18 protein-coding genes and 1 pseudogene are annotated in these 25,138 nt (G+C 40.9%); 10 read left to right on the top strand and 9 right to left on the bottom strand.

The annotated features are described in order from the left end of the window. The first annotated feature begins 151 nt into the window (after positions 1 to 151). The 3 genes from paaK to IPI59_06855 all read left to right on the top strand — a co-directional run bounded on the left by paaK (position 152) and on the right by IPI59_06855 (position 4,675). Positions 152 to 1,243, top strand: coding sequence for a phenylacetate-CoA oxygenase/reductase subunit PaaK (gene paaK / locus IPI59_06865; protein ID MBK7527261.1), 1,092 nt, complete (start codon positions 152 to 154; stop codon positions 1,241 to 1,243). 138 nt (positions 1,244 to 1,381) lie between these two features. Next, positions 1,382 to 2,110: a methyltransferase gene (locus IPI59_06860; protein ID MBK7527260.1), complete on the top strand. Its 729-nt coding sequence runs from the start codon at positions 1,382 to 1,384 to the stop codon at positions 2,108 to 2,110. A gap of 132 nt (positions 2,111 to 2,242) precedes the next feature. Continuing rightward, positions 2,243 to 4,675 carry a BamA/TamA family outer membrane protein gene (locus IPI59_06855; protein MBK7527259.1) on the top strand — a complete coding sequence of 811 codons (2,433 nt, stop codon included), beginning with the start codon at positions 2,243 to 2,245 and terminating at the stop codon, positions 4,673 to 4,675. 47 nt (positions 4,676 to 4,722) lie between these two features. Here the strand turns inward: IPI59_06855 and IPI59_06850 are convergent, their stop codons facing one another. The 4 genes from IPI59_06850 to IPI59_06835 form a co-directional block, all read right to left on the bottom strand. Next, the gene (locus IPI59_06850; protein MBK7527258.1) at positions 4,723 to 5,778 is read right to left on the bottom strand and encodes a PorP/SprF family type IX secretion system membrane protein; all 1,056 of its coding nucleotides are present in this window, start codon (positions 5,776 to 5,778) and stop codon (positions 4,723 to 4,725) included. Positions 5,779 to 5,971: 193 nt separating this feature from the next. Continuing rightward, positions 5,972 to 6,595, bottom strand: a complete 624-nt coding sequence (locus tag IPI59_06845; GenBank protein ID MBK7527257.1) for a gliding motility-associated C-terminal domain-containing protein — start codon at positions 6,593 to 6,595, stop codon at positions 5,972 to 5,974. Beyond that, the gene (locus IPI59_06840; GenBank protein ID MBK7527256.1) at positions 6,589 to 7,506 is read right to left on the bottom strand and encodes a hypothetical protein; all 918 of its coding nucleotides are present in this window, start codon (positions 7,504 to 7,506) and stop codon (positions 6,589 to 6,591) included. Before IPI59_06840 ends, IPI59_06845 begins: the two co-directional genes overlap by 7 nt. Before the next feature lie 398 nt (positions 7,507 to 7,904). Continuing rightward, positions 7,905 to 9,032: a phosphoribosylformylglycinamidine cyclo-ligase gene (locus IPI59_06835; protein ID MBK7527255.1), complete on the bottom strand. Its 1,128-nt coding sequence runs from the start codon at positions 9,030 to 9,032 to the stop codon at positions 7,905 to 7,907. A gap of 301 nt (positions 9,033 to 9,333) precedes the next feature. Here IPI59_06835 and IPI59_06830 point away from each other — a divergent pair, with 301 nt between their 5' ends. From IPI59_06830 to IPI59_06820, 3 genes are all read left to right on the top strand, one after another. Continuing rightward, the gene (locus IPI59_06830; GenBank protein ID MBK7527254.1) at positions 9,334 to 10,176 is read left to right on the top strand and encodes a T9SS type A sorting domain-containing protein; all 843 of its coding nucleotides are present in this window, start codon (positions 9,334 to 9,336) and stop codon (positions 10,174 to 10,176) included. 237 nt (positions 10,177 to 10,413) lie between these two features. Continuing rightward, complete coding sequence (locus IPI59_06825; GenBank protein ID MBK7527253.1) at positions 10,414 to 12,198, top strand: ABC transporter ATP-binding protein; 1,785 nt, start codon at positions 10,414 to 10,416, stop codon at positions 12,196 to 12,198. A gap of 335 nt (positions 12,199 to 12,533) precedes the next feature. After that, a complete protein-coding gene (locus IPI59_06820; protein ID MBK7527252.1) occupies positions 12,534 to 13,424 on the top strand; it encodes a DUF3276 family protein in 891 nt (296 codons plus the stop codon). A 117-nt stretch (positions 13,425 to 13,541) separates the two neighbouring features. Here the strand turns inward: IPI59_06820 and IPI59_06815 are convergent, their stop codons facing one another. The 5 genes from IPI59_06815 to mdh all read right to left on the bottom strand — a co-directional run bounded on the left by IPI59_06815 (position 13,542) and on the right by mdh (position 19,589). Beyond that, positions 13,542 to 14,756 carry a proline dehydrogenase family protein gene (locus tag IPI59_06815; protein MBK7527251.1) on the bottom strand — a complete coding sequence of 405 codons (1,215 nt, stop codon included), beginning with the start codon at positions 14,754 to 14,756 and terminating at the stop codon, positions 13,542 to 13,544. A 57-nt stretch (positions 14,757 to 14,813) separates the two neighbouring features. Then, positions 14,814 to 15,857 (bottom strand): glucosaminidase domain-containing protein, encoded by a 1,044-nt coding sequence (locus IPI59_06810; protein MBK7527250.1) that lies wholly within the window; start codon positions 15,855 to 15,857, stop codon positions 14,814 to 14,816. Between the two features lie 136 nt (positions 15,858 to 15,993). After that, the gene (gene ybeY / locus IPI59_06805) at positions 15,994 to 16,437 is read right to left on the bottom strand and encodes an rRNA maturation RNase YbeY (GenBank protein ID MBK7527249.1); all 444 of its coding nucleotides are present in this window, start codon (positions 16,435 to 16,437) and stop codon (positions 15,994 to 15,996) included. A 168-nt stretch (positions 16,438 to 16,605) separates the two neighbouring features. Continuing rightward, a complete protein-coding gene (locus IPI59_06800; GenBank protein MBK7527248.1) occupies positions 16,606 to 18,189 on the bottom strand; it encodes a SprB repeat-containing protein in 1,584 nt (527 codons plus the stop codon). A gap of 464 nt (positions 18,190 to 18,653) precedes the next feature. Beyond that, positions 18,654 to 19,589, bottom strand: coding sequence for a malate dehydrogenase (mdh, locus tag IPI59_06795; protein MBK7527247.1), 936 nt, complete (start codon positions 19,587 to 19,589; stop codon positions 18,654 to 18,656). A gap of 503 nt (positions 19,590 to 20,092) precedes the next feature. Here mdh and IPI59_06790 point away from each other — a divergent pair. The 4 genes and pseudogenes from IPI59_06790 to IPI59_06775 all read left to right on the top strand — a co-directional run bounded on the left by IPI59_06790 (position 20,093) and on the right by IPI59_06775 (position 25,044). Then, positions 20,093 to 20,859, top strand: a pseudogene (locus IPI59_06790) (IS5 family transposase). 96 nt (positions 20,860 to 20,955) lie between these two features. Beyond that, positions 20,956 to 21,912, top strand: coding sequence for a hypothetical protein (locus IPI59_06785; GenBank protein ID MBK7527246.1), 957 nt, complete (start codon positions 20,956 to 20,958; stop codon positions 21,910 to 21,912). After that, positions 21,903 to 23,624 carry a tetratricopeptide repeat protein gene (locus IPI59_06780; protein ID MBK7527245.1) on the top strand — a complete coding sequence of 574 codons (1,722 nt, stop codon included), beginning with the start codon at positions 21,903 to 21,905 and terminating at the stop codon, positions 23,622 to 23,624. The genes IPI59_06785 and IPI59_06780 overlap by 10 nt, the downstream gene beginning before the upstream one ends. 64 nt (positions 23,625 to 23,688) lie before the next feature. Then, on the top strand, positions 23,689 to 25,044 hold the full coding sequence (locus IPI59_06775) for a tetratricopeptide repeat protein (GenBank protein MBK7527244.1): 1,356 nt from the start codon (positions 23,689 to 23,691) through the stop codon (positions 25,042 to 25,044). The last annotated feature ends 94 nt before the right edge of the window (positions 25,045 to 25,138 follow it).

Below are 25,138 nucleotides of genomic sequence, written 5' to 3'. Positions count from 1 at the left end.
GTGTTTTTTTTGTGCTCTGTTTTTTAGAAAAAGCAACTCGGCATTTGCAAATTGCTTTTTTTAAGACCAACAAAAATGCCAACAAAACACTAACTTTGCAAAAAAAATTAACTTTATTAAGTATAATAGTAATAAAAAGAGTATTGTTTGTATGGCTGCGCCAAAATTTAACCCCCTTGTAGTAAAACAAATACGCCGCGAGACCCCCGATACCGTTTCGGTAGTTTTTAATGTGCCCAATAACCTGGCTAAGAATTACCAATATATTGCCGGTCAAAACCTAACCTTGAAAACTACTATTTCAGGAGAGGAAATAAGGCGGTCGTACTCGATTTGCAGCGCCCCCCACGAAGCCGAATTGCGGGTGGCAGTAAAAAAAATACCTTCCGGAATTTTCTCTACATTTGCCAACGAAATGCTTAAAGAGGGAGATGTGTTAGACGTTATGGAGCCATCCGGAAGTTTTTATACGCCTTTACACCCCGATAATAGCAACCAGTATGTGGGTTTTGCCGCCGGCAGTGGCATTACACCCATTATTTCTCTTATAAAATCTACTTTATATACCGAGCCTCAAAGCCAGTTTATACTGTTTTTAGGCAACAGAAACACCGAAAGTATTATTTTTAGGGAGGAGTTAGAGCAGCTAAAAAACAAATACTTAACCCGATTGGTGGTGCACCATATAATAAGCGGCGAAAATGTTGGAGCGCATTTGTTTAGAGGGCGAATAACCGGAGAAAAATGTGCCGTGTTTGCCTTTAAATTTTTTGACGCGGCCACTGTAAACGCTTATTTTTTATGTGGCCCCGAGAGTATGATAAACGAAGTATCGAACACCTTACAAGAACTGCGTGTACCTAAAAACCGAATTCATTTTGAGCTGTTTACCGCCAGTTCGGCGGCGGCAGCCAAAGAAGCGTTTGCCCAAAACATGGCCGCTAATACTACAAACGACCTCGAAAGCCAAATAACCGTTATTTTAGATGGCAACGCTTTCGATTTTCCGTTAAAGTCAAGTGGGCAAAGCATACTCGAAGCTGCCCAAAAATTTGGTGCCGAGTTGCCCTATGCTTGCAAAGGAGGGGTTTGCTGCACCTGCAAAGCGCGTGTTTTGCAAGGCGAGGTTGTAATGGAGGTAAACTACGCCCTTGAACCCGAAGAAGTAGAACAAGGCTATGTACTTACTTGCCAGTCGCACCCCAAAACACCTAAGGTAGTACTTAGTTTTGACGAGAACTAACAAATACAAACAACGGTTATAATCCCGTTTGGTTTAGCTTGTTGGTTTAACTCCGGAGGTTTGGCTGAACAGGTTCTGAACAAGTCAAAAAACCAAAAACAGGGCAATAAAATCAAATGATAGAGCAAATAAGAAACCATGTCCAATCCTCATTTTTCGTTTAAGCAGTTTAGCATACAGCAAAACAACTGCCCCATGAAAATAAGTATTGACAGTGTGTTATTAGGCGCTTGGGCAAGCATAAATGCCAATGCCTCGCAGGTGTTAGATATTGGCACCGGAACCGGTATTTTGGCCCTTATGGTAGCGCAGCAACACCCCCATTTACACATAACCGCTATCGAGCCGCATGAAGTCGCCTACCACCAAGCGCTTCAAAATATAGCTGCCTCGCCATGGGCAAACAGGGTAAAAGTATTACCCCACAGTTTGCAAACTACAAATCCGCCACCTTTTTTCGATGCCTTTATTGCCAACCCTCCTTATTTTAGCAAAAGTAAGCTGCCAGCAAAAAACGACAGGGCATTAGCGCGGCACACAGTAAATTTAAACCTAAATTCTTTGTTCTATTATAGTGGGCAATTAGCCCAACCACAGGCTGTATTTTATTTAATTTTGCCCATCGCACAACAAAACCAACTGCTATTTTACGCACAAAAAAACCAGTGGTGCATTCAACATATAATACAAGTAATTACGCGGCAAGGCAAACCACCAGCAAGGATTTTAGTAGAATTGAAAAAACAAGAACCCGCATCAGCCATAAGTAAGAACCCATTAGTTAGCCAAATATGCTTATATCATCAAAACGGGCAGCCTACTGCTATTTATAAAAACCTAACAAAAGCCTTTTATTTAGCTTTTTAGCTGTATTTATGGAGGCAAACAAAACAAAAAAAACTAATTTTGCCCATCGCTAACAATTAGCTTTCAAGTGTAAATTTTGTTTTACCTATAAATTTACTTAATTAATAAGATTAGCCGCCTGAAAACTGCATAATGCGCAACCTAATTAAAAGAACAACCCCGTTTTGGTATTTTTTAACCGGATTAACCCTTACTTTGTATTTAGTATTGGCATCCGGATGTGGGTCGGCGCGACATGTACCCAAAGGGCAAACGCTGCTTAAAAAAAATAAGTTTGATGTAAAGGCTTCAGAAAAAATAAAAAACAAAACCGACTTCGATAACAATTTGTACCTGTTGGCCAACCCAAAACCCAACGACAAGGCTCTAAACCTCGCTAAATTTAGGCTTAGTGTATATAATCGGTTTTACCCATTTAACAAAGGCCCGTTAGGATGGATTAAAAAGAATATTGGTCAGCCCCCCGCCCTTGTAGATAGCGTAGCTATTGGCCTGAGTGCTAAAAACATGCAAAACTATTTATTTAACAAAGGGTATTTTGGAGCAAAAGTGCACTTCACCACCCAACCAGCCCGCAGGCTTTTCTTTATTAAATTGAAACGGAAAACAGTTGTTACCTACCATATTAATTTGCCTAAACCGTATTCAGTTGACGAAATCTTTTATCCGGAAGATTCTGTTTCGTTAGCCGTCAAACTTCTTAAAAATGCAAAAAGCGGCACCTATTTAAAAACAGGGCAGCAATTTGATGGCACCTTGTTACAAAAAGAAATTGACCGACTAAATGCGGTGATGCGCAACAACGGATTTTTTGACTTTGGGCGTCAGTACTTGCATTTTAAATTAGACAGCAGTTTTAACCACAAAGTCAATTTATACTTAGAACTTAAACATCCGGCAAAACCCCACAACAAACATATACAATACAAAATTGGCAAGGTAAAAGTATATCCTTACTACACAGGTTCGCACGCCCAAAAATATCAAACTGATACCATTGGCAGTTTTATTTACCTCAGCGAAAACGGCAAATCATCGGTTAAACCGTCGCTGCTAAACGATATTATTTTGGTCAAACCTAAAAGTATATACTCGCAACGCCGCCACGAATATACTATAAGACATTTACTTGATTTGGGGACTTACCAGTTTGTAAATGTGCGCTACGAGCCATCGGCAACCGACTCGGCAACCCTCGACTGCTCTATTTTATTAACTCCGGTAAAAAAACATGCGCTGACTACCGAGTTCGGCGCTCATAACTTGCAAAGCAACTCAGCTACGGTAGCATCGAGGTCGTTAGGTTTGTCGTTAACAGGCTCATACCGCAATCCAAATACATTTAAAGCTGCCGAACAGTTTAGTTTTTCGCCCTATGTAGCTGTTGAGTTTAATTTGGCCAAAGATACCCTTCAACTGCTAAACACCCTCGAAATAAATACCCCATTTACCCTTAGTTTTCCTAAATTATTATTTATTAAAAGCAAGCGCAGTTCACCTTATTTCCGGCCAAAAACACAAATTCAGGCCGGTTATAATTACCAGCGCAGGTTAGCCTACTACACCCTAAATGCCTATAATTTTTCGTACAGTTACGACTTCAGAGAAAACGAACGCAAACGTCATATTATTAGCCCAATTAGCATTAGTTTTATCAACTACCGCAATTTTACCGATGCCTTTTTAGAACTTTTAGCCCGAAACACCTATTTAGCCATTTTAACTCTTGACCAGAACTTGCTAATCGGTGGCAGTTACAGCTATTTATATAATAACCAAGACCTCAGCCGCGTTAAAAACTTTACCTTCTTTAAAGGAAATATTGACCTCTCGGGAAATAGTATTTTTGCCCTTGAAAGTTTACTTAAAACAATGGGAACTGCCAAGGATGGCATTAAAATTTTAGGAACCGACTACTCGCGATACGTTAAATTAGAAGCCGATATACGCCGCTATATTTTTACCGGAGGTAAACGAGCTATAGCCTTGCGCGCTTATGCCGGACTTGGAATACCCTATTGCAATACACCCGACTGCAACGCATGGCTGCCTTACATTAAATCGTTTAGTGCGGGCGGCACCTCAGATATAAGAAGTTTTAAACTGCGCAGTATTGGCCCCGGAAGTTTGGGCTTATATTACGACGGCACCAATTTTGGCAGCGATACAGTTGATATTTCGCTGTTTAAAGTACAAGATTTTGAACGATACGGCAACCTCAAAATGGAAGCTAATATTGAGTACCGTTTTCACTTGTTTTCGTATTTTGATGGGGCAATTTTTGCCGATGCCGGCAATATCTGGCAGCTATATTACACCGACGATTTAACCAAAAGTGGCGTTTTTGATTTCAAGCGATTTTACAAAGAAATAGCCGTAGGAACCGGATTTGGCTTGCGTTTGGATTTGAGTTATTTTGTATTGCGCTTAGACTTGGGCGTACCCATACTTGACCCACGCCAACCCGAACAAGGACGTTGGGTATTTAAAAATACTAATCCACTATCAAGTAAATGGCGGCGCAACAACCTAACCCTAAATTTGGGCTTTGGGTATCCGTTTTAATTCGCAAATGTGTCTATACACCGTATTTGTAAGTAATAAATATAGTGTTAAAAATTTGGGCAACTGTACGAGTCGCGGTGCGAAGGGCGCAGCAAACCAGTATAGCTTAACGATATTTCGAAGCCACCACGCCCACCGTTGGCTATTTTTAATTCGTTGGCTAAATTAATATCGTAACTAAGACCAACACCTAAATTATCGTAAGTAATTTTGCCTGCAATTACTAAGTCATTCATACCAAATCCGGATATATGATTGCCTAAGCGCACCCAAGGGCCAATGCTTACCGAGCGCTCGAGGCCATATTTTGTGTCACTATCAAAAATATATCTAAAAAATGTACCGATATCTATTTTTTGATGCGGGCCTTGTTTAACAAACCAAGCACTGGGGGCAAGGTCGAGGTGGTTGCCAATGGGTAAATTACCGCCAATTTGTGCTGATATTTTTTGATGTACTTTGTCTTCGTCGTTAATATTTAGTTCGGTAAAACTGCTATTTGGCGAAGTAATATGGTGCATTGCTATTCCTGTAAAAAAATTGCTGCGTGCTGATGGCGAGGTGTAATATAACAAGCCGGCACCAAGATTGGCACGCCATAAACTTGTAGCCAAATTGCCTACATCAGCCGAGGGGTTGGTGCTAACCGAGCCGTCAATATATTGGTCGTCAAATTGTGCGTTGTTAATATCAAAACCGCGCTGCGTCATACCTCCGGCAAAACCTGCGCCTAAGTAACTATTGTCATTTAAAGCCAAAATGTACGAGAACGAAGCATCAATATAATGCGTAGCAAAATTTACAGCCCCACCGCCATCTTTGTAGGCCATTAAGCCCAGGCCAAACCTGTCGCGCCTGCCGGCGCCGGCAAAAGCCATATCAGCCGATACCAAATAGGTTTTAAATGGGTTTTCGGGTACTAAACTGCCCCACTGACTGCGGTAAATGCCTACTACACGGGTATCGCCGTTAATAATGCCAGTAATGCCTGGGTTTAAAAATATTGGGTTGGCAAAGTTTTGCGAAAAATGGGTATCTTGCGCTTGTAAGGCGTTAGCTAAACCCAACAAGAAAACGAATTGTAAAATATAATAGTAACGCATTTTGCTTAAATGTAAAATATTATTATTATTGATGAGCTTTGAGAGAAGAAGCGATGAGTTTGATTTTCGAATTACACCTATTATTAATCATTGTGTTTTGCAAGGGGTTTTTATCCGGATATTAGCTATTAATTTGTTGCTTAGTTGTTTCTTTTGCAAATAGTAGTTTTACCTTAAATAAAAACGTTTTTTTTTATCTGACAACGGTTATGGTGCCTTTATAAATTTCGGGTTTACCGCCCAGCAAGGTAACTTGTGCCACCCAAACATATACGCCGTTCAGTTTTTTATTGCGCCAGGTACCGTCCCATCCGGTAGTTTGGTCGCTTGTTTCAAATACTTTTTCGCCCATGCGGTCAAAAATGGCAAAGGTTAGCGCCTCAATACTGCTGCCTCGTACATATAATATATCGTTTAGGCCATCGTCGTTTGGGGTAAAAATATTTGGCACAAAAATAGGCTGGCCATCAACAATTGTAATAGTGGTGTTTCTTGTAATGGTGCAGTTATTAGCATCGGTAATGGTGAGTTGATAGTTAGTAGTTATGCCGGGTGCCGCTATGGGTTGGGGGCAGGTACTACACGATAAACCCAAACTTGGCGACCACAAGTAGCTAAGATTAAGGCCATCGGGGTTATTTATTGCCGGCTCAAAGGTGTATGTTTGCCCGCCTTTTAACAGTATGTTTTCGGGTAAGCCAACGGCAAGTTCTGATTTTGAAATATTTTTGCTTAACGAAGCCCCTTCACAAACTACATTGTTTAGTGTAAGTGTTACTTGTTTATTGCCCATACCCTGCCATTTTACAACTACCATATTGTTAAGGTTTTGTATAATTTGCCCCCCTCGACCGACCAGTTATAAGCTGCCGTTGCGTCAAGGGCTTGTCCGGTATAAGCGATGGTGTCGGTTTCAGCAAAACAGTTGTCAGTTGTCAAAGCAAAATCTAAGTTTAACGGGGCAACCACTTCAACGGTAAATGTTTCGGTAGCTTTACAAATATTAGCTAAATCGGCAAATGTATGGGTAATAATATGTTTGCCCAATCCGGCTTTAGCGGGGTCAAAAGCATAACCTCCGGTAATACCAGGCCCCGCTAAGGTGCCCACACACGATAAAGATGTTACGGGATTATCTAAACAAAAAACGGGCAACAACCCTTTAACCGTCATGTCGGGTGGGGTCATTACGTTAATAATATTAGTATAAACATCAACGCAGCCGTTGTTTGGGTCAATATACGCATATTGCAAGGTGTGAGGGCCGGGGCTAAGTAGCGAGGGCGTAATGTTTGAAGCTTTAATATTGTCGAGGGTAAAATAGCCATCGGCGCCTAAGTTTCCGGATAAAGGATACGAAGTATTGTCGTTCTTACAATAAAAATCGGCAATAGGGTTGGGCATGGCTTTTTTCGAGGGAACATCAACCTGAATGGTTTCGGTAACAACGCAGGCTGCGCCGGGTGCTAAATAGGTAATCATAAACTCGCCCGGTATAGCCACCGGATTAAAAATATTGCCAATAACTGCCGACCCCGAAAAGCTGCCGCCGCTGGGGCTTCCTTCGAGGGTTGCCGGCAAATCGCTGGCACAAAGGTAAAATGGCGGCCCCGACCCATTAATGGTAAACGAACAGGTTTGCGCTTGTAGGCCCAAAGCACCTGTTAATAAAAGGGCAAAAAAACTGAATGCCCATAAAGCATTTAAACGCTCTAAAGGATGTATCATGGTAAGTAGGCTTTTTAAATAACGGATAAGTAAATTAGTGTAGGCAATAATTGCGTTATAAATAAACACAACAATATAATATTAAATACTTTATAAACGTATTATTGCTTTGTACCGTTTTTTCTCGATAGGATAAAATTTGTATTGCTTGACTAAATGAAGTGCAAAACTCGTGCCTTAAATTACGTCCGGATAAAATCTTCAGAGGTTAAAGAATTGTTAAAGCGTGTAGAATGCCCACCTGCAAAGGATTTTCGCCCATTTCTATCCGGATAATTTTTTAAAAAAAATAATTTTATGACAAAACAATTACAAATCTAAGAAAAAAACTCAATTCTGTTACACCTAAAAACCAAGAAACAAACTCACCCATTTCTTGGTTATTTGATTGTTTTTCTTTATTTCCCAATCACTTTTGCATAGTCGTGTGTTAGTTGGCCATAAGGCGTTGCCATCGTTATTTGGGTCGTGTTGGGTAAAACTTCGCCTGCCAATTGTGCTTTGTAGCCCATGTTTTGTGCTTGTTGCAAAATGCTGTTAACCTGGTTGGTGGGGCTAATCAGCAAAAGGCCGTTCGCCATGTTCCAGGTACGGTAAGCTTCGGCAGGGGGCATTTTTGACCATTGCACTAATTGTTGCATGGCTTGGTGCGGATTAAAAAGGGTTGGCAGGGTTGCGCCCAACTGATTTAGGCGCAGCAGCCGTGCTAAGTTTTCGGCTATGCCGCCGCCGGTAATATGTGCTACTCCGCTTAAAGCTACGCCATCGTTTAACAGTTGGGTTACTAAGGGCGTATAAATAGTACAAGGCGTAAGCAGTACCTCGCCCCAGGTTTTTTGTTCGGGTAAAAATTGGGCTTGGTGCCAATCGTCCGAGCCGTAATTTTGTGCCAAAATGCGCCGCGCTGCCGAAAACCCATTACTTCGGAAGCCGGGGCTATACAAGGTTATCACAGCTTGCCCCGAGGTTATTTCGCTACCATCTAAGGGTGCCAACAATGCCGGATGTAAAATTCCAATAGCAGTGCTACACCAATTAAAGTGCATATTGTTGCCCCAGCCGCCAATACGGTTGCCAAGTTCGGCAATTTCGCCGCCGGTTACTGCAATTTGGCAAAAATTGGCGGCATCGTGCAGGCCTTGCATTAGGGCATCTACTATATTATAGTTTAAGCGGTCAACATCTAAAATATTTGATAAATTGGTAGGAACCAAACCTGCTGCGGCTAAATCATCGGCTACCATAGCTACCAAATCGAAGCCCAAGGTGTGGTAAATACCGGTGCGCTCGGCCAACTCAACTTTTGTGCCTATCCCATCGCTGGTGATACCTATTTTTTGGCCGTTAAACTGCAAAAGGTTGGCAAAGCCGCCATCGGTTTTAAGTACGGGTTCGCCGGCTAAGTTATGGCGGTTGGCAAATGTTTTTTTTGCCCACGCATAAGCATTTTTCGAGCAGGTATTACCCAAGTCGTGGTCAACACCTAAAGAAGATGCGGTTGTAGTTACTGGTAATTTGTTATCCATGTTACAAAGTTACGGCAAAATATATATTGTCAAGTGTGAAAAAAAGCGGCTTACTTTTGTTTGCAAACTATAATCAATCATTCCTTCCGGATTTTCCTGTTTTTTAGCTATCCGGAAATAATTTTAGGGCAGCTTTATGCGAGTTGGGGCAATTTTCAAGTCTAATTTCTGACAAAAATCATTATAATAGCGTATCGCAGTAGTATTTTGTTTTATTTTTCTGGTAATTTCGCAAACAATTTTATTTATTATCTGTTTACCCTTCTTATAAAAATTTTCGCTTTAATTTACAAAAACCATAATGCTTAAAAAAATTACAGTCCTAACACTTCTTGCCTTTTTAATTACAGAGGCACTTACATTTAACAGCGCTTTTACCAACTCGGCCAAACCACCATTGGGCAAAACCGGTGCCCCAAGTGAAACAAAAGCTTGCAATGATTGCCATGGCGGTGCACCCAATACAGGATCGGGTAAAATTGAAATCAGCTTTAATGGAGCTACCAATTATTCGGCCACAAAAACCAGCAAATTAACGGTTACCGTTACAGATGCCACCAAAGCTAAATTTGGTTTTGAAATTCTTGCCTTCGATAAAAGTAATAAAAGCGTGGGTACTTTTGTTGCCAACAGCGCCGAAAAAGTTGGCGTAGCCAAAGCTGGATCGGGCAAACAATACGCTTTCCACAACCCTGCAAAAACTACTAATAGCTATTCTTTTGATTGGGTAGCCCCTGAAACTGTAGGTACTGGCGATATTACTTTTTATGCTGCTGGTATAGCCGCTAATAATAACGGGGCAAACTCGGGCGACTTAGTTTATACCACCAAAGCTACTTTAACCGAACTTATTGATGGTATTGACCTAAACCCCGCCCATAATGCCGTTACCATGTTTTCGGCAAATTTTAATCCGCTTACCAAAAACCTGACAGCTAATATTGGAACTAACAGCATGGTCAACAGCCATTTAGCGGTTTATAATTTACAAGGGCAGCCCGTAAGTATATTGCTTGACAACAAAATTTTAGCGCCGGGCGAGCATCAATATAATGCCGACCTTTCTGCCTTACCATCCGGATTTTATTTAGTGGTGCTAAATAACGAAGGGAAAACTACTGCCCAACGTATCGTTATACATTAGTTTAGTTGTTCTTCAAACAAAAAAAACCGAACACTCTTATATTTAACCCATAACACATAGTATTTTGTATGATACTTGAGGCTATTTTGAATAAGTATTGATATAAATTGTTTTGTTCTTGTTCGAAGTGTTTGATTAAACAAAAAAGGCATTGGTTAAGCTAATGCCTTTTTTGTTTTAATTAATAGGGTTGTATCTTTGCCCCCCTAATTTACTTTACTTAAAAGAGGCCAAACGATGAAACACCTTGCCTACCTCAATCGATATTTTATACGTTACAAATGGCGTATGTTATTAGGTATGGTGTTTGTAGTTTGCTCAAAACTTTTTGAAGCATTACCTGCCCGTATTGTGCGCCATGCCTTTGATTTGGTAGGCGACAATATAACGTACTACAAACAATTATCGGGGTTTAGCCTGCAAAGTAAGTTTTACAGCCAGTTTGCCCAAGCTATTTTATTTTTTGGTCTTATTATATTTGTCATCGCTTTAATAAAAGGCGCATTTATGTTTTTAATGCGGCAAACTATTATTGTAACCTCGCGCATAATTGAAAACGACCTTCGCAACGACATTTATGCCCATTATCAGCAGCTAAGTACTGCATTTTACAAAAAAAACCGCACCGGCGACATGATGGCGCGCAGCACCCAAGACGTATCGAATGTGCGGCAATGCTTAGGCCCTGCCATCATGTACGCCTTAGATGTAATAGCATTAATGCTGGTGTTGGTTACCAGTATGTGGTCAGTTAGCCCCGAATTAACTTTATATGTGTTGTTACCGCTTCCATTCCTGTCGGGCAGTATTTACTATATTAACCGCATAATTAACCGGCGCAGCGAGGCCATCCAGCGGCAAATGTCGGTATTAACTAATATTGCACAAGAGTCGTTCTCGGGCATTAGGGTTATAAAAGCCTATAATCAGGAACAACCAACTAACAACGAATTTGCCAACCAAAGCGACCAGTATAAACAACGGACATTGCGGTTAGCACGGGTACAGGCATTTTTTTTTCCGCTAATGTTATTTTTAATAGGATTTAGCTCGTTACTCACCATTTATATAGGCGGAAACATGGTAATTGCCGGAAAAATTACCGCCGGAAATGTAGCCGAATTTGTAATTTATGTGAATATGCTCACCTGGCCTATAACTTCGGTGGGTTGGGTGGCTTCGATGGTACAACAGGCAGCCGCCAGTCAAAAACGCATCAACGAGTTTTTACAAACCAAGCCCGAAATTACCTCGCCCAACAACAACAATATAAATTTAAAAGGAAAATTAACATTTGATAATATTAGTTTTACCTATCCGGAGACAGGCATTACAGCACTTAAACAGGTGTCATTTAGTTTGCAGCCTGGACAAAAAATGGCTATTGTAGGCCGCACTGGTTGCGGAAAAAGCACTATTGCCGAACTTTTAGTGCGCAAATACGATGTAAGCTCCGGAGAAATTAGCTTTGATGACCTACCTATAGCACAACTAAACCTAACCCAATTGCGCCAACAAATAGGTTACGCGCCTCAAGAAGTATTTTTATTTTCAGACACAGTGTCTAACAATATAGCCTTTGGGATGGAAAACGCCAGCGAAGAAAACATTAGAAATGCAGCCCAAAATGCAGCCGTTTTAAACGACATTTTACAACTACCCAATGGTATGCAAACTATTGTTGGCGAGCGCGGCGTTACCTTGTCGGGGGGGCAAAAGCAGCGCATAGCTTTGGCAAGGGCGTTGATAAAAAATCCGGAAATAATTGTATTAGACGATTGCCTTTCGGCAGTTGATGCCAACACAGAAGAACAAATATTAACTTACTTAAACACCTACCTCAAACCAAAAACAGCCATTGTTATTACCCACCGGATTTTTTCGTTAATGAATTTTGACCAAATTTTGGTGCTTCATGATGGGCAAATTATAGAACAAGGCACCCACCAAACCCTACTCGATAAAAAAGGGCATTACTTCAATATTTATCAAAAACAGCAAGAAGACAAGAAAAAAACTTGAGAAAAAAGCACTACCTAAATAAATTGTGTATAACTTTGCTCGACTTTACGTGGTTGAATGCTATTAATGTGCCTTTTTAGTAGTCTTTTTTTTTTATAATCTTAATTTTTTTTCTTAGCGCATCATCCGGATTTTGTGCCTACTGGTCAACAAAAATTTAACTGAATTGTAATTAAGATTATTTATTGTCATTGTATTATTCTTCTGTTTTTATTTTAGATTTAGATTTTTTAGATTTTTTATTTTTTAATAACACTTTTTTGCGAGGTTTTACTTTGCTTTAATTTGTATGCGCATTTTTTACTTTATTCATTTATTATTTAAACATTATTAGCGTGGACAAGGGAAACCGATTTAACAAAAATTACCGCGACAACAATTACCGCGATTACCGCGACCGTGACAACAACCGCGGCGATAACAACAGAGACAACAACCGCGATTACCGCCAAAGAGACTTTAACCGCGACAGCAACCGAAACAAAGATTACAGCGAACGCCCTAATTACCGCGAGCGGGGCGAAGGCTACCAAAACCGTGAACGTGGCAGCGACTATTACCAAAACCGTGAACGCAACAGTGAGAATCGATCTAACTACCGCGAACGCAGCAACAGCGACTACCGACCTAACTACCGTGAACGTGAACGCAGCAACAACGACTACCGACCTAATTACCGTGACGAAAATAGCGATTACCAACGCCGCGAGTCCCCTAAAGAAACCAACGTTTGGTCGCGCAGGGTGCGAGCCGGCAACCGCCGTACTTATTTTTTTGATATTCATAGCACCCGCGTTGGCGATTATTACCTTACCGTAACCGAAAGCAAAAAACGCTTTGATGGCATGGGCTACGAACGCCATAAATTACACGTGTACAAAGAAGATTTTTTGAAATTTTTAAATACCCTGCAAGAAACTATTGATCACCTACGCACTGAATTAATGCCCGAATACGATTTTGAGGAGTTTGACCGCCAAGAAGAAGAATACTACAACAACCGCCGTGAGCAAAACGAACATGACGACCACGATGATGATGATAAAGAAGACAAATATGAAGAGGGAGATGATGATGATGACGACGACGACGATAATGATGAGTATGCCGCCAACGCACAAAGCAACCACGATGAGGATGACGACGATGATGACGACGATGACGATGAGGACGACAAAAAACATCGCAGCAACAGCAATATCCCGGATGATGAAAAATGGGATTAATTTTTCATTCCAAAAATTAGCCTAATTATAATTTTATTAGCCACCTAAAACAAAACAGTGTTTTGTTATAGGTGGCTTTTTATTTATAATTCAACTAATAGCAATTGACCATCTAAACTATACTTTTTCTGATTTTCTACGGTGTATTTCTTTCGAAATAAAATGTAATTCGCGGCCCATTTGCCCCGCTACCGAGGTGTTTTCGCGGGCACGGCGTATTAAGTAGGGAATTACCTCGGTTACTTTACCGTAGGGTAAATATTTAGCCACATTGTATCCGGATTTGGCTAAATTAAACGAAATATTATCGCCCATACCGTATAGTTGCGAAAACCATACGTGGTTATGCTGAGGCTGTATTTTATTTTCATTTAACAACTGACAAAGATGCAAACTGCTTTGCTCGTTATGCGAGGCATTACAAACGGCAATACTTTTTATGTTTTCAATGCAGTAGGCTAAGGCAGCATCATAATCGTTGTCGGTGGCGGCTTTGTCGGGCTGAATAGGCGATGGGTAGTTCTGTTGTGCAGCCCGTAAACGTTCTTTTTCCATATAAGCACCGCGCACTAATTTAACTGCAAATAAGTAGCCATTTGCTAAGCTGTGCTGGTGGCATTGTTTTAAATAGGCCAACCTGTCGTGCCGATATAATTGGATGGTATTAAATACAACAGCCTCGGTTTTATTGTATTGCTGCATCATAGCATTTACCATGTCGTCTAACGGATCTTGAATCCAAGACTCTTCCGCATCGAAGAAGATAGGAATATTACAAGCGGCGGCTTTGCTGCATATAACCTCTAAACGATTTTTGGCGCGTTGCAACTCGGCATCTTCATCCGGAGTTAGTGCTGTGTTGGCGGCAATTTTTTCGAGCAGTGCAAAACGTATAAATCCGGTAACCTTGGCGCTAACCCCATGCACCGCCGTTGTATGTTGTGTCGCAAAATCTAAGGAAGCGACTATTTGTTGTAGCGTTTTTTCAAAATCGGTTTCGGTATCTTTGCCTTCTGCACCGTAATCAAGCAATACGTGTACTTTTGCCTGACTTAACAATTGCATGGATGGCATTATCTCGGGCAGTGATTCGCCACCGCAAAACAAAGGATAAATAGTTTTTTTTATGGCCCAACCAATAGGCAGTTTAAGGTTTATTGCCCATTGCGCAAGATAACTACCTACATTTACTAACCAATTTTGGTTGAGAAGTTTAAACATGCGCAGTGCCCACGATAATTGATTTGTGGTTTTGTGTGCAAAGGCAATTTTTGTGTCTTCAAAATTTGGCAGGGGGTGGGGCTCGGTTGTAGCAGATGTGTTAGGTGTCATAATACTGCAAAATATTTGGCCACAAAGATACTACCTACAATGAGTTAATTTATAAACTTAAATAGTTTTTATTTTTGTTTTAGCCTTTACTTTTGTTTTTTTGCCAGGTGTTTGCTTGGTGTCGGTTATTTCATTTCCTTTAGGGCGACATTTCCGCAGGTAAATTTGCTCGCCTGCAGTTAGCGGCGTAGCAGTTGTTATACCGTTTCGCTGCGCTAATTTATTAACTTTTACGCCATATTGTTGCGAAATGTCGAATAAGGTTTCATCGCTCGATTTCACAAGGTGGTATTTTAGCCCGCGTTTGGCTTTATTGCGTTTGGATTCGAAATAAATTTTTGTTCCGGCAGGTATAGTGCGATTGTCAAAGTAATTGTAACGCGCTAATAAATTAACCGGAAAACGATAAGCAGTAGCAACTTCTTGTTGGGTTGCATCAAAAGGAAGTATTACCGTAGTTAACCCATTATAGGTAAACGGGTCGGGAAATTTGCTGCCATTTGTGTTAGTTTTTGAAGGTTTAGTTTTGGTTTTCCCTTTTTTGCTATTGCCGTTATTATTTGCCTGCTCGGCATCGGTAGCAATATCAAAACGATATAGGCGGTGCACTTCAATTATATTAATCAGTTGCTCGGCATAGGTAGCACTTGTAGCATAACCTGCTGCTTTTAAGCCCTTAGCCCACCCAATATAATCGGTAATATCAAGGGCAAACAGGCTTTGATAGCGTTCGCGGGTGCGCAAAAAATCGGAATGATCTGCGTACGATTGAGAGGGGTTTCCGTATTTTCTAAAACACTCGTTTGGGGCATCATCGGTTTGGTAGTAGGCAGGGCCGTTCCATCCGGAGTGGCATTTGATACCAAAATGATTATTGGCTTTTTTAGCCAACTCACTGGTGCCAAAACCCGACTCTATTAATCCTTGTGCAAGTTTTATACTGGCTGGAATACGGGCTCGTGCCATTTCGGTTATGGCTAACTCTTTATACGTTTCAATATATTTTTCGGCAAGCAGGTCGGTATTGGTATCAGCACATGCCCCTACAAAAAATATAGGCAGGCCAAAAACCAGCATCCACAAAACAAGTAAACGACTCATAAACTGGTAAACAACAGATCGTAATAACATAAATAGGCAGACAGCAAATATAGTGCTTTTAAATAATCAAATGATAGGTATATGGACTATAGCCACCTCATCCGGATTAACAAGGTACAAGAATTGAATTTTTTGTTTATGTTTTTTGCCGGTCACGCCATATTTGCAAGGCTTCTTCTTCTAAATGGCGCATTTGAAACTCCTCGATTTTAGTTTTGTCGCCATAACCAAGTAAATGTAATAAACCATGTGCCATTACGCGGCGCAGTTCCTCCATTTCGGGTACATGATAGGTTAGCGCATTATCGCGCACACGTTCGAGGCTAATAAACAAATCGCCCGAAATTTGATCTTCTTTTTCGTGCAAATCAAAAGTAATAATATCGGTAAGGGTTTTGTGTTTCAGGTATTTTTTGTTTAGAGCAAGCAAATACTCATCTGTACAAAATTGGTAGTTTAAATTTCCAATTTTTTGTAATGGGCTATGGTGCGCAACCAAAGCGGCGAGCCATTTTTTGGTTGGCATTTTTTGTGGCATATCAAAAATTAAAGGCGGTATTGTGTTAAAAAAGATAGCCATATATATATTTGTTTGTTCAACGCTGGTTATAACTGTTTTTGCAACAATAAAGATAGCATAAAAAAACCACCCGAAATAAAATATTTTTACTTCGGATGGCCTAAAGTTAAGACAAAAATTGATGTACTTGCCTTGTGTTGTGTTTTTTCTTTTGTTTGAGCAAAATAATTATTTTGTAATAACAATACGCTGCTGGGCAAGTGGTGTTTTACTTGTTTGGCTAAGTAATGAAACCAAGTAAACCCCTGCACTGAGGTTTGTTGGCAAGGCAATTTGGCTTGTTTTAAACTCATTACCACCTAATAAAACCGGCATAGTCAAAACGCTTTGTCCTAAGGTATTGTATAATTGTAAAACCATGTTAGAGGCATTGGCAGCGTTAGCCCAGGCATCCGGATACTGAATTTGAAGGTAATTTGTTGCCGGATTAGGGCTTACCTTCCATCCTGTTTCATTTGCTGCTATACCGTCATTTATTGCCGTATTGCAGGTTTCAACCTCAATGCCAACCGATGCCGTATTTACACACCCTAAATAGTTGGTAGCTGTAACGGTATAAGTTGTGCTTTGGATGGGCGAGGCAATTGGGGCGTTAATATTGGGGTTGTTCAACGAACTTGCCGGCGACCAGCTAAAGGTGGCACCCGATGGTTCGGTAGCAATTAGTTGGGTTGTTTGGCCGTAACAAATTGTATCGTTGGTTGCCGTGGCAGTAGGCTTGGGCAAAGTCCAGGTATTAATAATGCTGTATGCCGTAGCTTGGCAGCCTTCGGCAGTAGTTATAGTTAGTTTGTAGGTTGTATTTTTGGTAGGTGTTGCAATGGGCGAGGCAATGGCAGGGTCGTTAAAATCGGCAGCAGGTAGCCATTCGTATGTTAAGTCGCCGCTCCATGCCGATTTTGCCGTTAAATGTACACCTGTACCTGAGCATACCGATGTTTTTTCGGCTTCAATACTAACTTTGGGTTGCAATTTTTCAATAATAATACCCGTTTTTATTACTTCGCAGCCTTTGGCATCAGTTATTATTACACTATAGTTGCCAGCGGCCATGTTTTCAACTTTAGCTGTTGTGCTGGCATTTTTATCACTCCATTTATAGGTATAGGGGGCAGTACCACCCGACACAAACACCTCGGCCGAGCCACCTGTGCCGTTCGAACAACTGTTTATAACTGTTACTTTATCTACTTGAGGCGGAGCAATAGAACCAATTGTAACCGTCTCTACCATACTACAGCCAATTGCGTTTGTAGCAGTTATAGTGTATTGACCCGCCGGAACAGGGCCAAGTTTAGCGTCATTATCGCCGTTTGACCATAAAAAGGTTAGTGGTCCGGCATTGTCGGCAGGTATTAGTGTTGCCCAACCATCAATATTGCCTTTACAGGTACTTGGCACTACGTCAAAACTATTGATAAACGATTGCGGGTTTTGCAAGGTGTACGAGGTGTCCAAAATACAGCCGTTTGGGTGGGTAACGGTTACCGAATAGGTGCCAGCCGCTAAATTATCAACTGTATGATAGGTTCCGCCACTACTCCAGTTAAAAAGACAGCCACTAAAAGCACATTGGCAACCAGTGCTGGCTACGGTAAGACTTCCATTTTTACCGCCTGGGCAAGTAATTTCGTTTATATTTAACGATAAATAATAGCCCGAGTTGATGCAAAGACTGTCTGCCGGAGTTTGGGCTTGTATGCTAATGCCCACCACTATTAGCATCGAAATTAGTAGATATAACTGCTTCATAATTTATTTAAAAATTAATAACTTTACAAGATTTTGTAGCTGCCTCCATCCGGATAAAATTAACCGGAGTTTGGATTCAATAGGCATCATTATGCAAAATTACAACAAGTTTACGTCAAAAATCAAGCCCGATTTGATAAAAGCCTAATAATTTTATTTTTTTAGCACCGTGTTAAAATTATTTCTTGCCAAATTCAGCGTTCAAATGATATTTTCTGTATTAAGCAGAGCCCCCTTTAGGCAGCCATAAAAGTAAATCCGGATGCTAAAATACCCTGTTTTGAACTGCCACAAAAAAATACGCTCCGATGTTTGGCAAACAACAGAATTTTCCTAATCTCAAAGTTTTAATTAACACCCTCAATAAAAAGGCAGCAAACCTTTAAATATTAAATAAAAATTAATACCTAAAGGTTTACGCCCACGCCTGTGTTTTGTGTTTAAAATAAATTGATGCTAAGCAATTAAGCGGCGTTAAGGTTGTCTAAAACACCCATAACCTCTTTAACTGCCTTTGCCGATTGGTGTAGCAAGTCCATTTCGCTGGCGTTCAAATGTAGCTCAATTATTTGCTCGATGCCGTTTTTACCCAACACCACCGGAACACCCAAAAACACATTGTCAAGTTGGTATTGGCCATTTAGCAAAACGCAGCAAGGAAAAATACGGCGCTCGTCTTTGGCAATTGCTTCGGCCATTTGGGCGGCGGCGGCACCGGGTGCATACCATGCCGAGGTTCCCATAAGTTTTACCAATTCGCCACCACCGTTTTTAGTGCGCTCAACAATAGCATCTAAGCGGTCGGCGGGCACTAATTCGGTAACAGGTATGCCCGAAACTGTGGTGTAGCGCGGCAATGGCACCATGGTATCGCCGTGGCCCCCCATAAGCATAGCTTGAATATCTTTGGGCGAGCAGTTAATTTCGGAGGCTAAAAATGCGCGGTAGCGGGCGGTGTCTAAAATACCAGCCATACCCATTACGCGGTGGGCTGGCAATTTTGAGGTTAAATAGGCGCAATAAGTCATTACGTCTAATGGGTTCGACACTACTATTATTATTGTGTTGGGCGAGTGTGCTATTATTTGCTCGGTAACCGATTTTACGATGCCGGCATTTGTGCCAATAAGGTCATCGCGGGTCATTCCGGGTTTGCGCGGAATACCCGATGTGATAATTGTAATATCAGAGCCGGCGGTAGCAGCATAATTATTTGTTGCACCTGTTACGCGAGTGCTGTAGTTATTAATGGGTGCAGCCTGCCAAATATCCAACGATTTGCCTTCAGACAGACCTTCCTTTATATCAAGCAATACTACTTCGTTGGCAAAATTACCACGAGCTATCACATCGGCGCAGGTTGCACCTACATTACCCGCACCTATTACCGAAATTTTCATACTAATTATTGTTAATTTTTGGTTTTAAAAATGTATTAAATATCCGGCAAAGGTACGACTTTTATCGCCAGCAAACAACAAGTATAGCAACAGAAAGCATGCTGTATTGCTTTTCCCGGACGCTTTAGACTGGGGTTGTTCGCAAGCCCCCACATAAGAACGCTTTGTTTCGTTTTGTAGCCAAACCAAAAATAAAAAGGCAGTATATTAATATTTTGACACCTCTTTTATGTACATAAACGGCTCCTTACCTGCCCCCTCTTTTAATTCTAATCTTCACTTTTTTAATAATAAATAAAGCGCTAAACTTTTTTGAAAAAAGAAAATAAAATTTAAGAGACTGTCTAAAAATTCAGGTTAAACGCATTAAAAAAAAAATTGGCATGCCAGTCCCAAAAATTGATAGGAAAAAAAGTTATTAAAAGAGATGTGAATAAAAGACTATCAGTTTGACGTTTAAATAATAATTCATAGCTTTATGAAAATCAAACACATAAAGTAAAATGAAAACCTACCCAAGCAGTCTCACCGATAGTCAATGGAGTGCAATATTAGGCATTTTAGACGACAAACGGAAACGAAAACACAGTTTAAGAGAAATTTTTAATGCGCTGTTCTATTTGCTTAAAACTGGCTGTCAATGGCGCATGCTGCCGTTCCATTTTCCGTCATGGAAGCTTGTTTACTACTATTTTACCAAGTGGAAGAAGGATGGGACGATAGAACTCATCCATGAAATACTCAGGGATAAGACTCGAAAGCAAGCAGGCAGGGCTTCATCGCCAAGTGTTGGTATAATTGATAGCCAGAGCGTAAAGACAACAAGCGTCGGAGGCTTGTGCAGAGGGATTGACGGGGGTAAAAAGTTAAAGGCAGAAAGCGGCATATTATTGTAGATACAATGGGACTACTTTTAGCGGTTGTGGTTCATGCGGCAAATGAGCATGACAGTAAATCAGCCCCAATGGTTATAGCTGACCTCAGAGGCAGGTTTTGCAGATTGGTAAAGATAGTAGCTGATGGCGGGTATAGAGGCGAGTTAATTGAAAATACCCGCAAAACGTTTGGGTGGGTGGTTGAGGTTGTAAGTAGATCGAATACAGCCTCGAAATTCGAAGTATTGCCAAAAAGATGGATTGTTGAAAGAACTTTTGCATGGCTCGAAAGCTATCGAAGATTGAGTAAAGACTTTGAGTTCCAAACCGAAACGAGCCAGACAATGATCCAACTTGCCATGATAAAATTGATGCTTAATAGAATTAGAAAATAAAATTTAGACAGGCTCTAAATGCTTTATAATTGCAATAAAAATAAGTTGCGTATATTTACCCGATATTTCTATTTCTAAAAATTATAAGTTTAATATATGGACGCGCAATCTTTAGACAAACGAAAATTCCTGATATGGTTAGGTATTGCTGCTACAGCTACCGTATTTGGCGGACCTATAGGCGTATTAATTTCCGGAAAAGCAGGCGCTGTAGTTGGAGGCGTTGCAGCAGGGCTTGGTAACGATATTTTTGCCGCTCATTTAAATGAGTTTGTAACAAAAAATTGTGTCCGCGCTTTAGATCCGAATGATATAAACCACGATCTGGCTAGGATATTTAAAAATGCACATCTTTTGGCTGTAAAAAATGTTTGCTTTCTTTTTAAAAAAACAGAACAAAATCCCAATTATAACAATGCGGCAGACAATATAACCAAGCGGTTAATAAAATTATTAGAAGATACGGCAGCCTTCTCAATTACCGAAGAGGAAATGATTAGCTTTTCAAATAAAAAAAATCAAGCCAGTTTAGCAGCGTTTAACGAGAACATTTTGGCTACGCTTTTTAAAGAAGAGGAAAAAGAAAATAAAAAAGAAAAAAGTTTTTGGAGAAAAATAGGCGACTTTCTGCGTGGTATTGAAACCTCGCCGATAGAGACGGCATTTGATAAACCCTATTGGGAATTTTTTAATAAAAATTTTGCTCCGCAAATACAACTCTGTTTTGGCGAACTGCTTAAAAAAGATCATGCAGCCTGGGTAGCCTATCAACGCATTGTTTTAAACTCGATGGGCGAATCTATAGAACATATAAAAAAAACTACAGATAGAACAGATACAAAAATAGATAGAATAGATACAAAACAAGATGAAATATTGAAAGAATTGAGGGATTTGACGGATAAATTGAAAACAAACACGCCTAGTTATTTGGATGATTGGTTGAAGGAAGACAACTGGCTGAAAAAGGATTTAAAGAAGATAAAAGATACAACCGACCAAATATTAAAGGGCGTAGAAGAGGTTAAGACAGGGTTGAAAATTTGGGGATAAAAATAGATGACCTAACTGCAAAGCAAGGACTACCTAAGACAACCGATAAAATTCTTTCTGCCCAAGGGGCTACAGTACCCTCCACCTTTTTAGGACGCACAGAGAAATTGACGGAGATAAAAAGTAAATTTCAGAATGGCAAGCCTGTCCTTATTAACGGCGAAGGTGGAATAGGCAAAACCACTTTAGCTGCTAAATACTGGACAACTTATGAAAATGACTACAAACATTTGGCTTGGCTGTTTTGCAAAGAAGGCATAATAAACAATATCATCGCCAAATTAGCATTGCCCCTAAATATTGATATCGCTGCAATCAAGAAACCAGACGAACAGATAGCTGCCATAAAAACTAAATTAGTTAACCTGCCCAAAGATTGCCTCTTAGTATTAGACAATGCCAACGATGAAGCGGAAATAAATAATTTTATCACAGAATTTCAGGGTTTGGGCTGGCATGTGTTAATGACAAGTCGCTTCCAAAAAGTGATAGCCAATGAATTTTATGTGGACCCTCTGCCCCCTTCCTTAGGGATACGCTTGTTTATGGTGTCTTTTGTAAAATATTACCAACTAGAGCCAGTTCTACAATTGCTGTCTGATTTTAATAGCGGATTAGTAACTGGTGAAGAAGCAGATGAAAAGTTAAAAAACTTGTTTGCCGAACATGCTCCTGATATTGCCGCACAACTTACCGAGTATCTGCCAAAGTTTTTGAATGCTGTTGGAAACAACACCTTAGTTATTGAGATATTTGCCAACACCCTCGCTCAGTTAGCTGCTGTTGGAACAGACTTTCCCGATTTTTTGAAAAAATTAGACGAAACAGGCGGACTTAAATTAGAATCTTTTAGTACTAGAGTAACTACAGACTATTGCTTTAATATAAGAAAAAAAACCGCTACAACCGATGAAATCATAGATATATTGTATGATGTAACCACGTTAAACGAAAAAGAAAAATGCCTGCTAACTGCTTTAGCTATATTGCCTGCCGAAAACCAACCTCTTAAATTGCTGATAGAATTGTTTAAACCGGAAGATAAACTGATGTTTAGCAAGGAATTGAACAATTTGGCGCATAAGGGCTGGATTTTTACAGACACGCATAGCTACCGCATAAGCCCCATTGTGCAAAAAATTATACTGCATAAAAACAGAGAACGGCTAGAGAATTGTGGGCAGGTATTGGCAATTAATACTACTGTCCTGCTTGAAATAGCCCAAACCAAAGACAATCCCGTAGATAAGTTTATGTTGGCACCTTACGGAAAGGCAATTGAGCAGGTTTTTGCGCAAGCCAATACCCCGGAAATCGGTAAATTGCAAAATAACTTAGCCTTAGTACTTAAAGACCTTGGCGATTATGGGGGTGCAAAGGGGCTATTAGAAAAAGCGGTGCACAGCGATGAAAAAAACTTTGGACCCGATCATTCTGACACGGCAACCAGCTATTCTAACTTAGCCTTAGTACTTAAAGACCTTGGCGATTATGGGCGGGCAAAGGGGCTATTAGAAAAAGCGGTGCACAGCGATGAAAAAAACTTTGGACCCGATCATCCTAACACGGCAACCAGCTATGCTAACTTAGCCTTAGTACTTAAAGACCTTGGCGATTATGGGCGGGCAAAGGGGCTATTAGAAAAAGCGGTGCAGAGCGCTGAAAAAAAACTTTGGACCCGAGCATCCTACCACGGCAACCAGCTATGCTAACTTAGCCTCAGTACTTAAAGACCTTGGCGATTATGGGGGGGCAAAGGGGCTATTTGAAAAAGCGGTGCAGAGCAATGAAAAAAACTTTGGACCCGATCATCCTAACACGGCAACCAGCTATGCTAACTTAGCCTTAGTACTTCAAGACCTTGGCGATTATGGGGGGGCAAAGGGGCTATTAGAAAAAGCGGTGCAGAGCGCTGAAAAAAACTTTGGACCCCAACATCCTACCACTGCAACCCGCTATGCTAACTTAGCCTTAGCACTTCAAGACCTCGGCGATTATGGGGGGGCAAAGGGGCTATTAGAAAAAGCGGTGCAGAGCAATGTAAAAAACTTTGGACCCGATCATCCTAACACGGCAACCTGCTATTCTAACTTAGCCTCAGTACTTAAAGACCTTGGCGATTATGGGGGGGCAAAGGGGCTATTAGAAAAAGCGGTGCAGATCTTAGAAAAAAACTTTGGACCCGATCATCCTAACACGGCAACCAGCTATGCTAACTTAGCCTTAGTACTTCAAGCCCTTGGCGATTATGGGCGGGCAAAGGGGCTATTAGAAAAAGCGGTGCAGATCTTAGAAAAAAACTTTGGACCCGATCATCCTAACACGGCAACCCGCTATGCTAACTTAGCCACCGTACTTAAAGCCCTTGGCGATTATGGGCGGGCAAAGGGGCTATTAGAAAAAGCGGTGCAGAGCCATGAAAAAAACTTTGGACCCGATCATCCTAACACGGCAATCAGCTATGCTAACTTAGCCTTAGTACTTCAAGCCCTTGGCGATTATGGTAGGGCAAAGGGGCTATTAGAAAAAGCGGTGCAGAGCCATGAAAAAAACTTTGGACCCGACCATCCCGAAACCGCAATTCACTATTCTAACTTAGCCGTAGTACTTAAAGACCTTGGCGATTATGGGGGGGCAAAGGGGCTATTAGAAAAAGCGGTGCAGAGCGATGAAAAAAACTTTGGACCCGATCATCCTAACACGGCAACCAGCTATGCTAACTTAGCCTTAGTACTTCAAGACCTTGGCGATTATGGGCGGGCAAAGGGGCTATTAGAAAAAGCGGTGCACAGCGATGAAAAAAACTTTGGACCCGACCATCCTAAAACGGCAACCTGCTATGCTAACTTAGCCTCAGTACTTCAAGACCTTGGCGATTATGGGGGGGCAAAGGGGCTATTAGAAAAAGCGGTGCAGAGCCATGAAAAAAACTTTGGACCCGATCATCCTAACACGGCAACCAGCTATTCTAACTTAGCCAGTGTTTTGTGTAGTTTAAAAGACTTTAGACAAGCATTGGTTTTGGCAAAAAAAGCGCATCAAATTTTTACCACCACCCTTCCTCCCGGGCATCCTGATATAGCCTTAGCTAAGTCATGGGTGGATGGGCTAAGCAAACTTTTAGGCGAGTAATACCTTTGCGCCATCAATTAGTATTTTCAGGTGGGGTGCTAAAATAACACCCCACCCGATTTGTTTTGTTTTATTTTCCTTATCTTTTAGCAAT

This window comes from Sphingobacteriales bacterium, assembly GCA_016706405.1.
Classification (GTDB): domain Bacteria; phylum Bacteroidota; class Bacteroidia; order Chitinophagales; family UBA2359; genus BJ6.
Note: the sequence above shows the minus strand (reverse complement) of the source record. Positions and strands in the feature narration are given on the sequence as shown.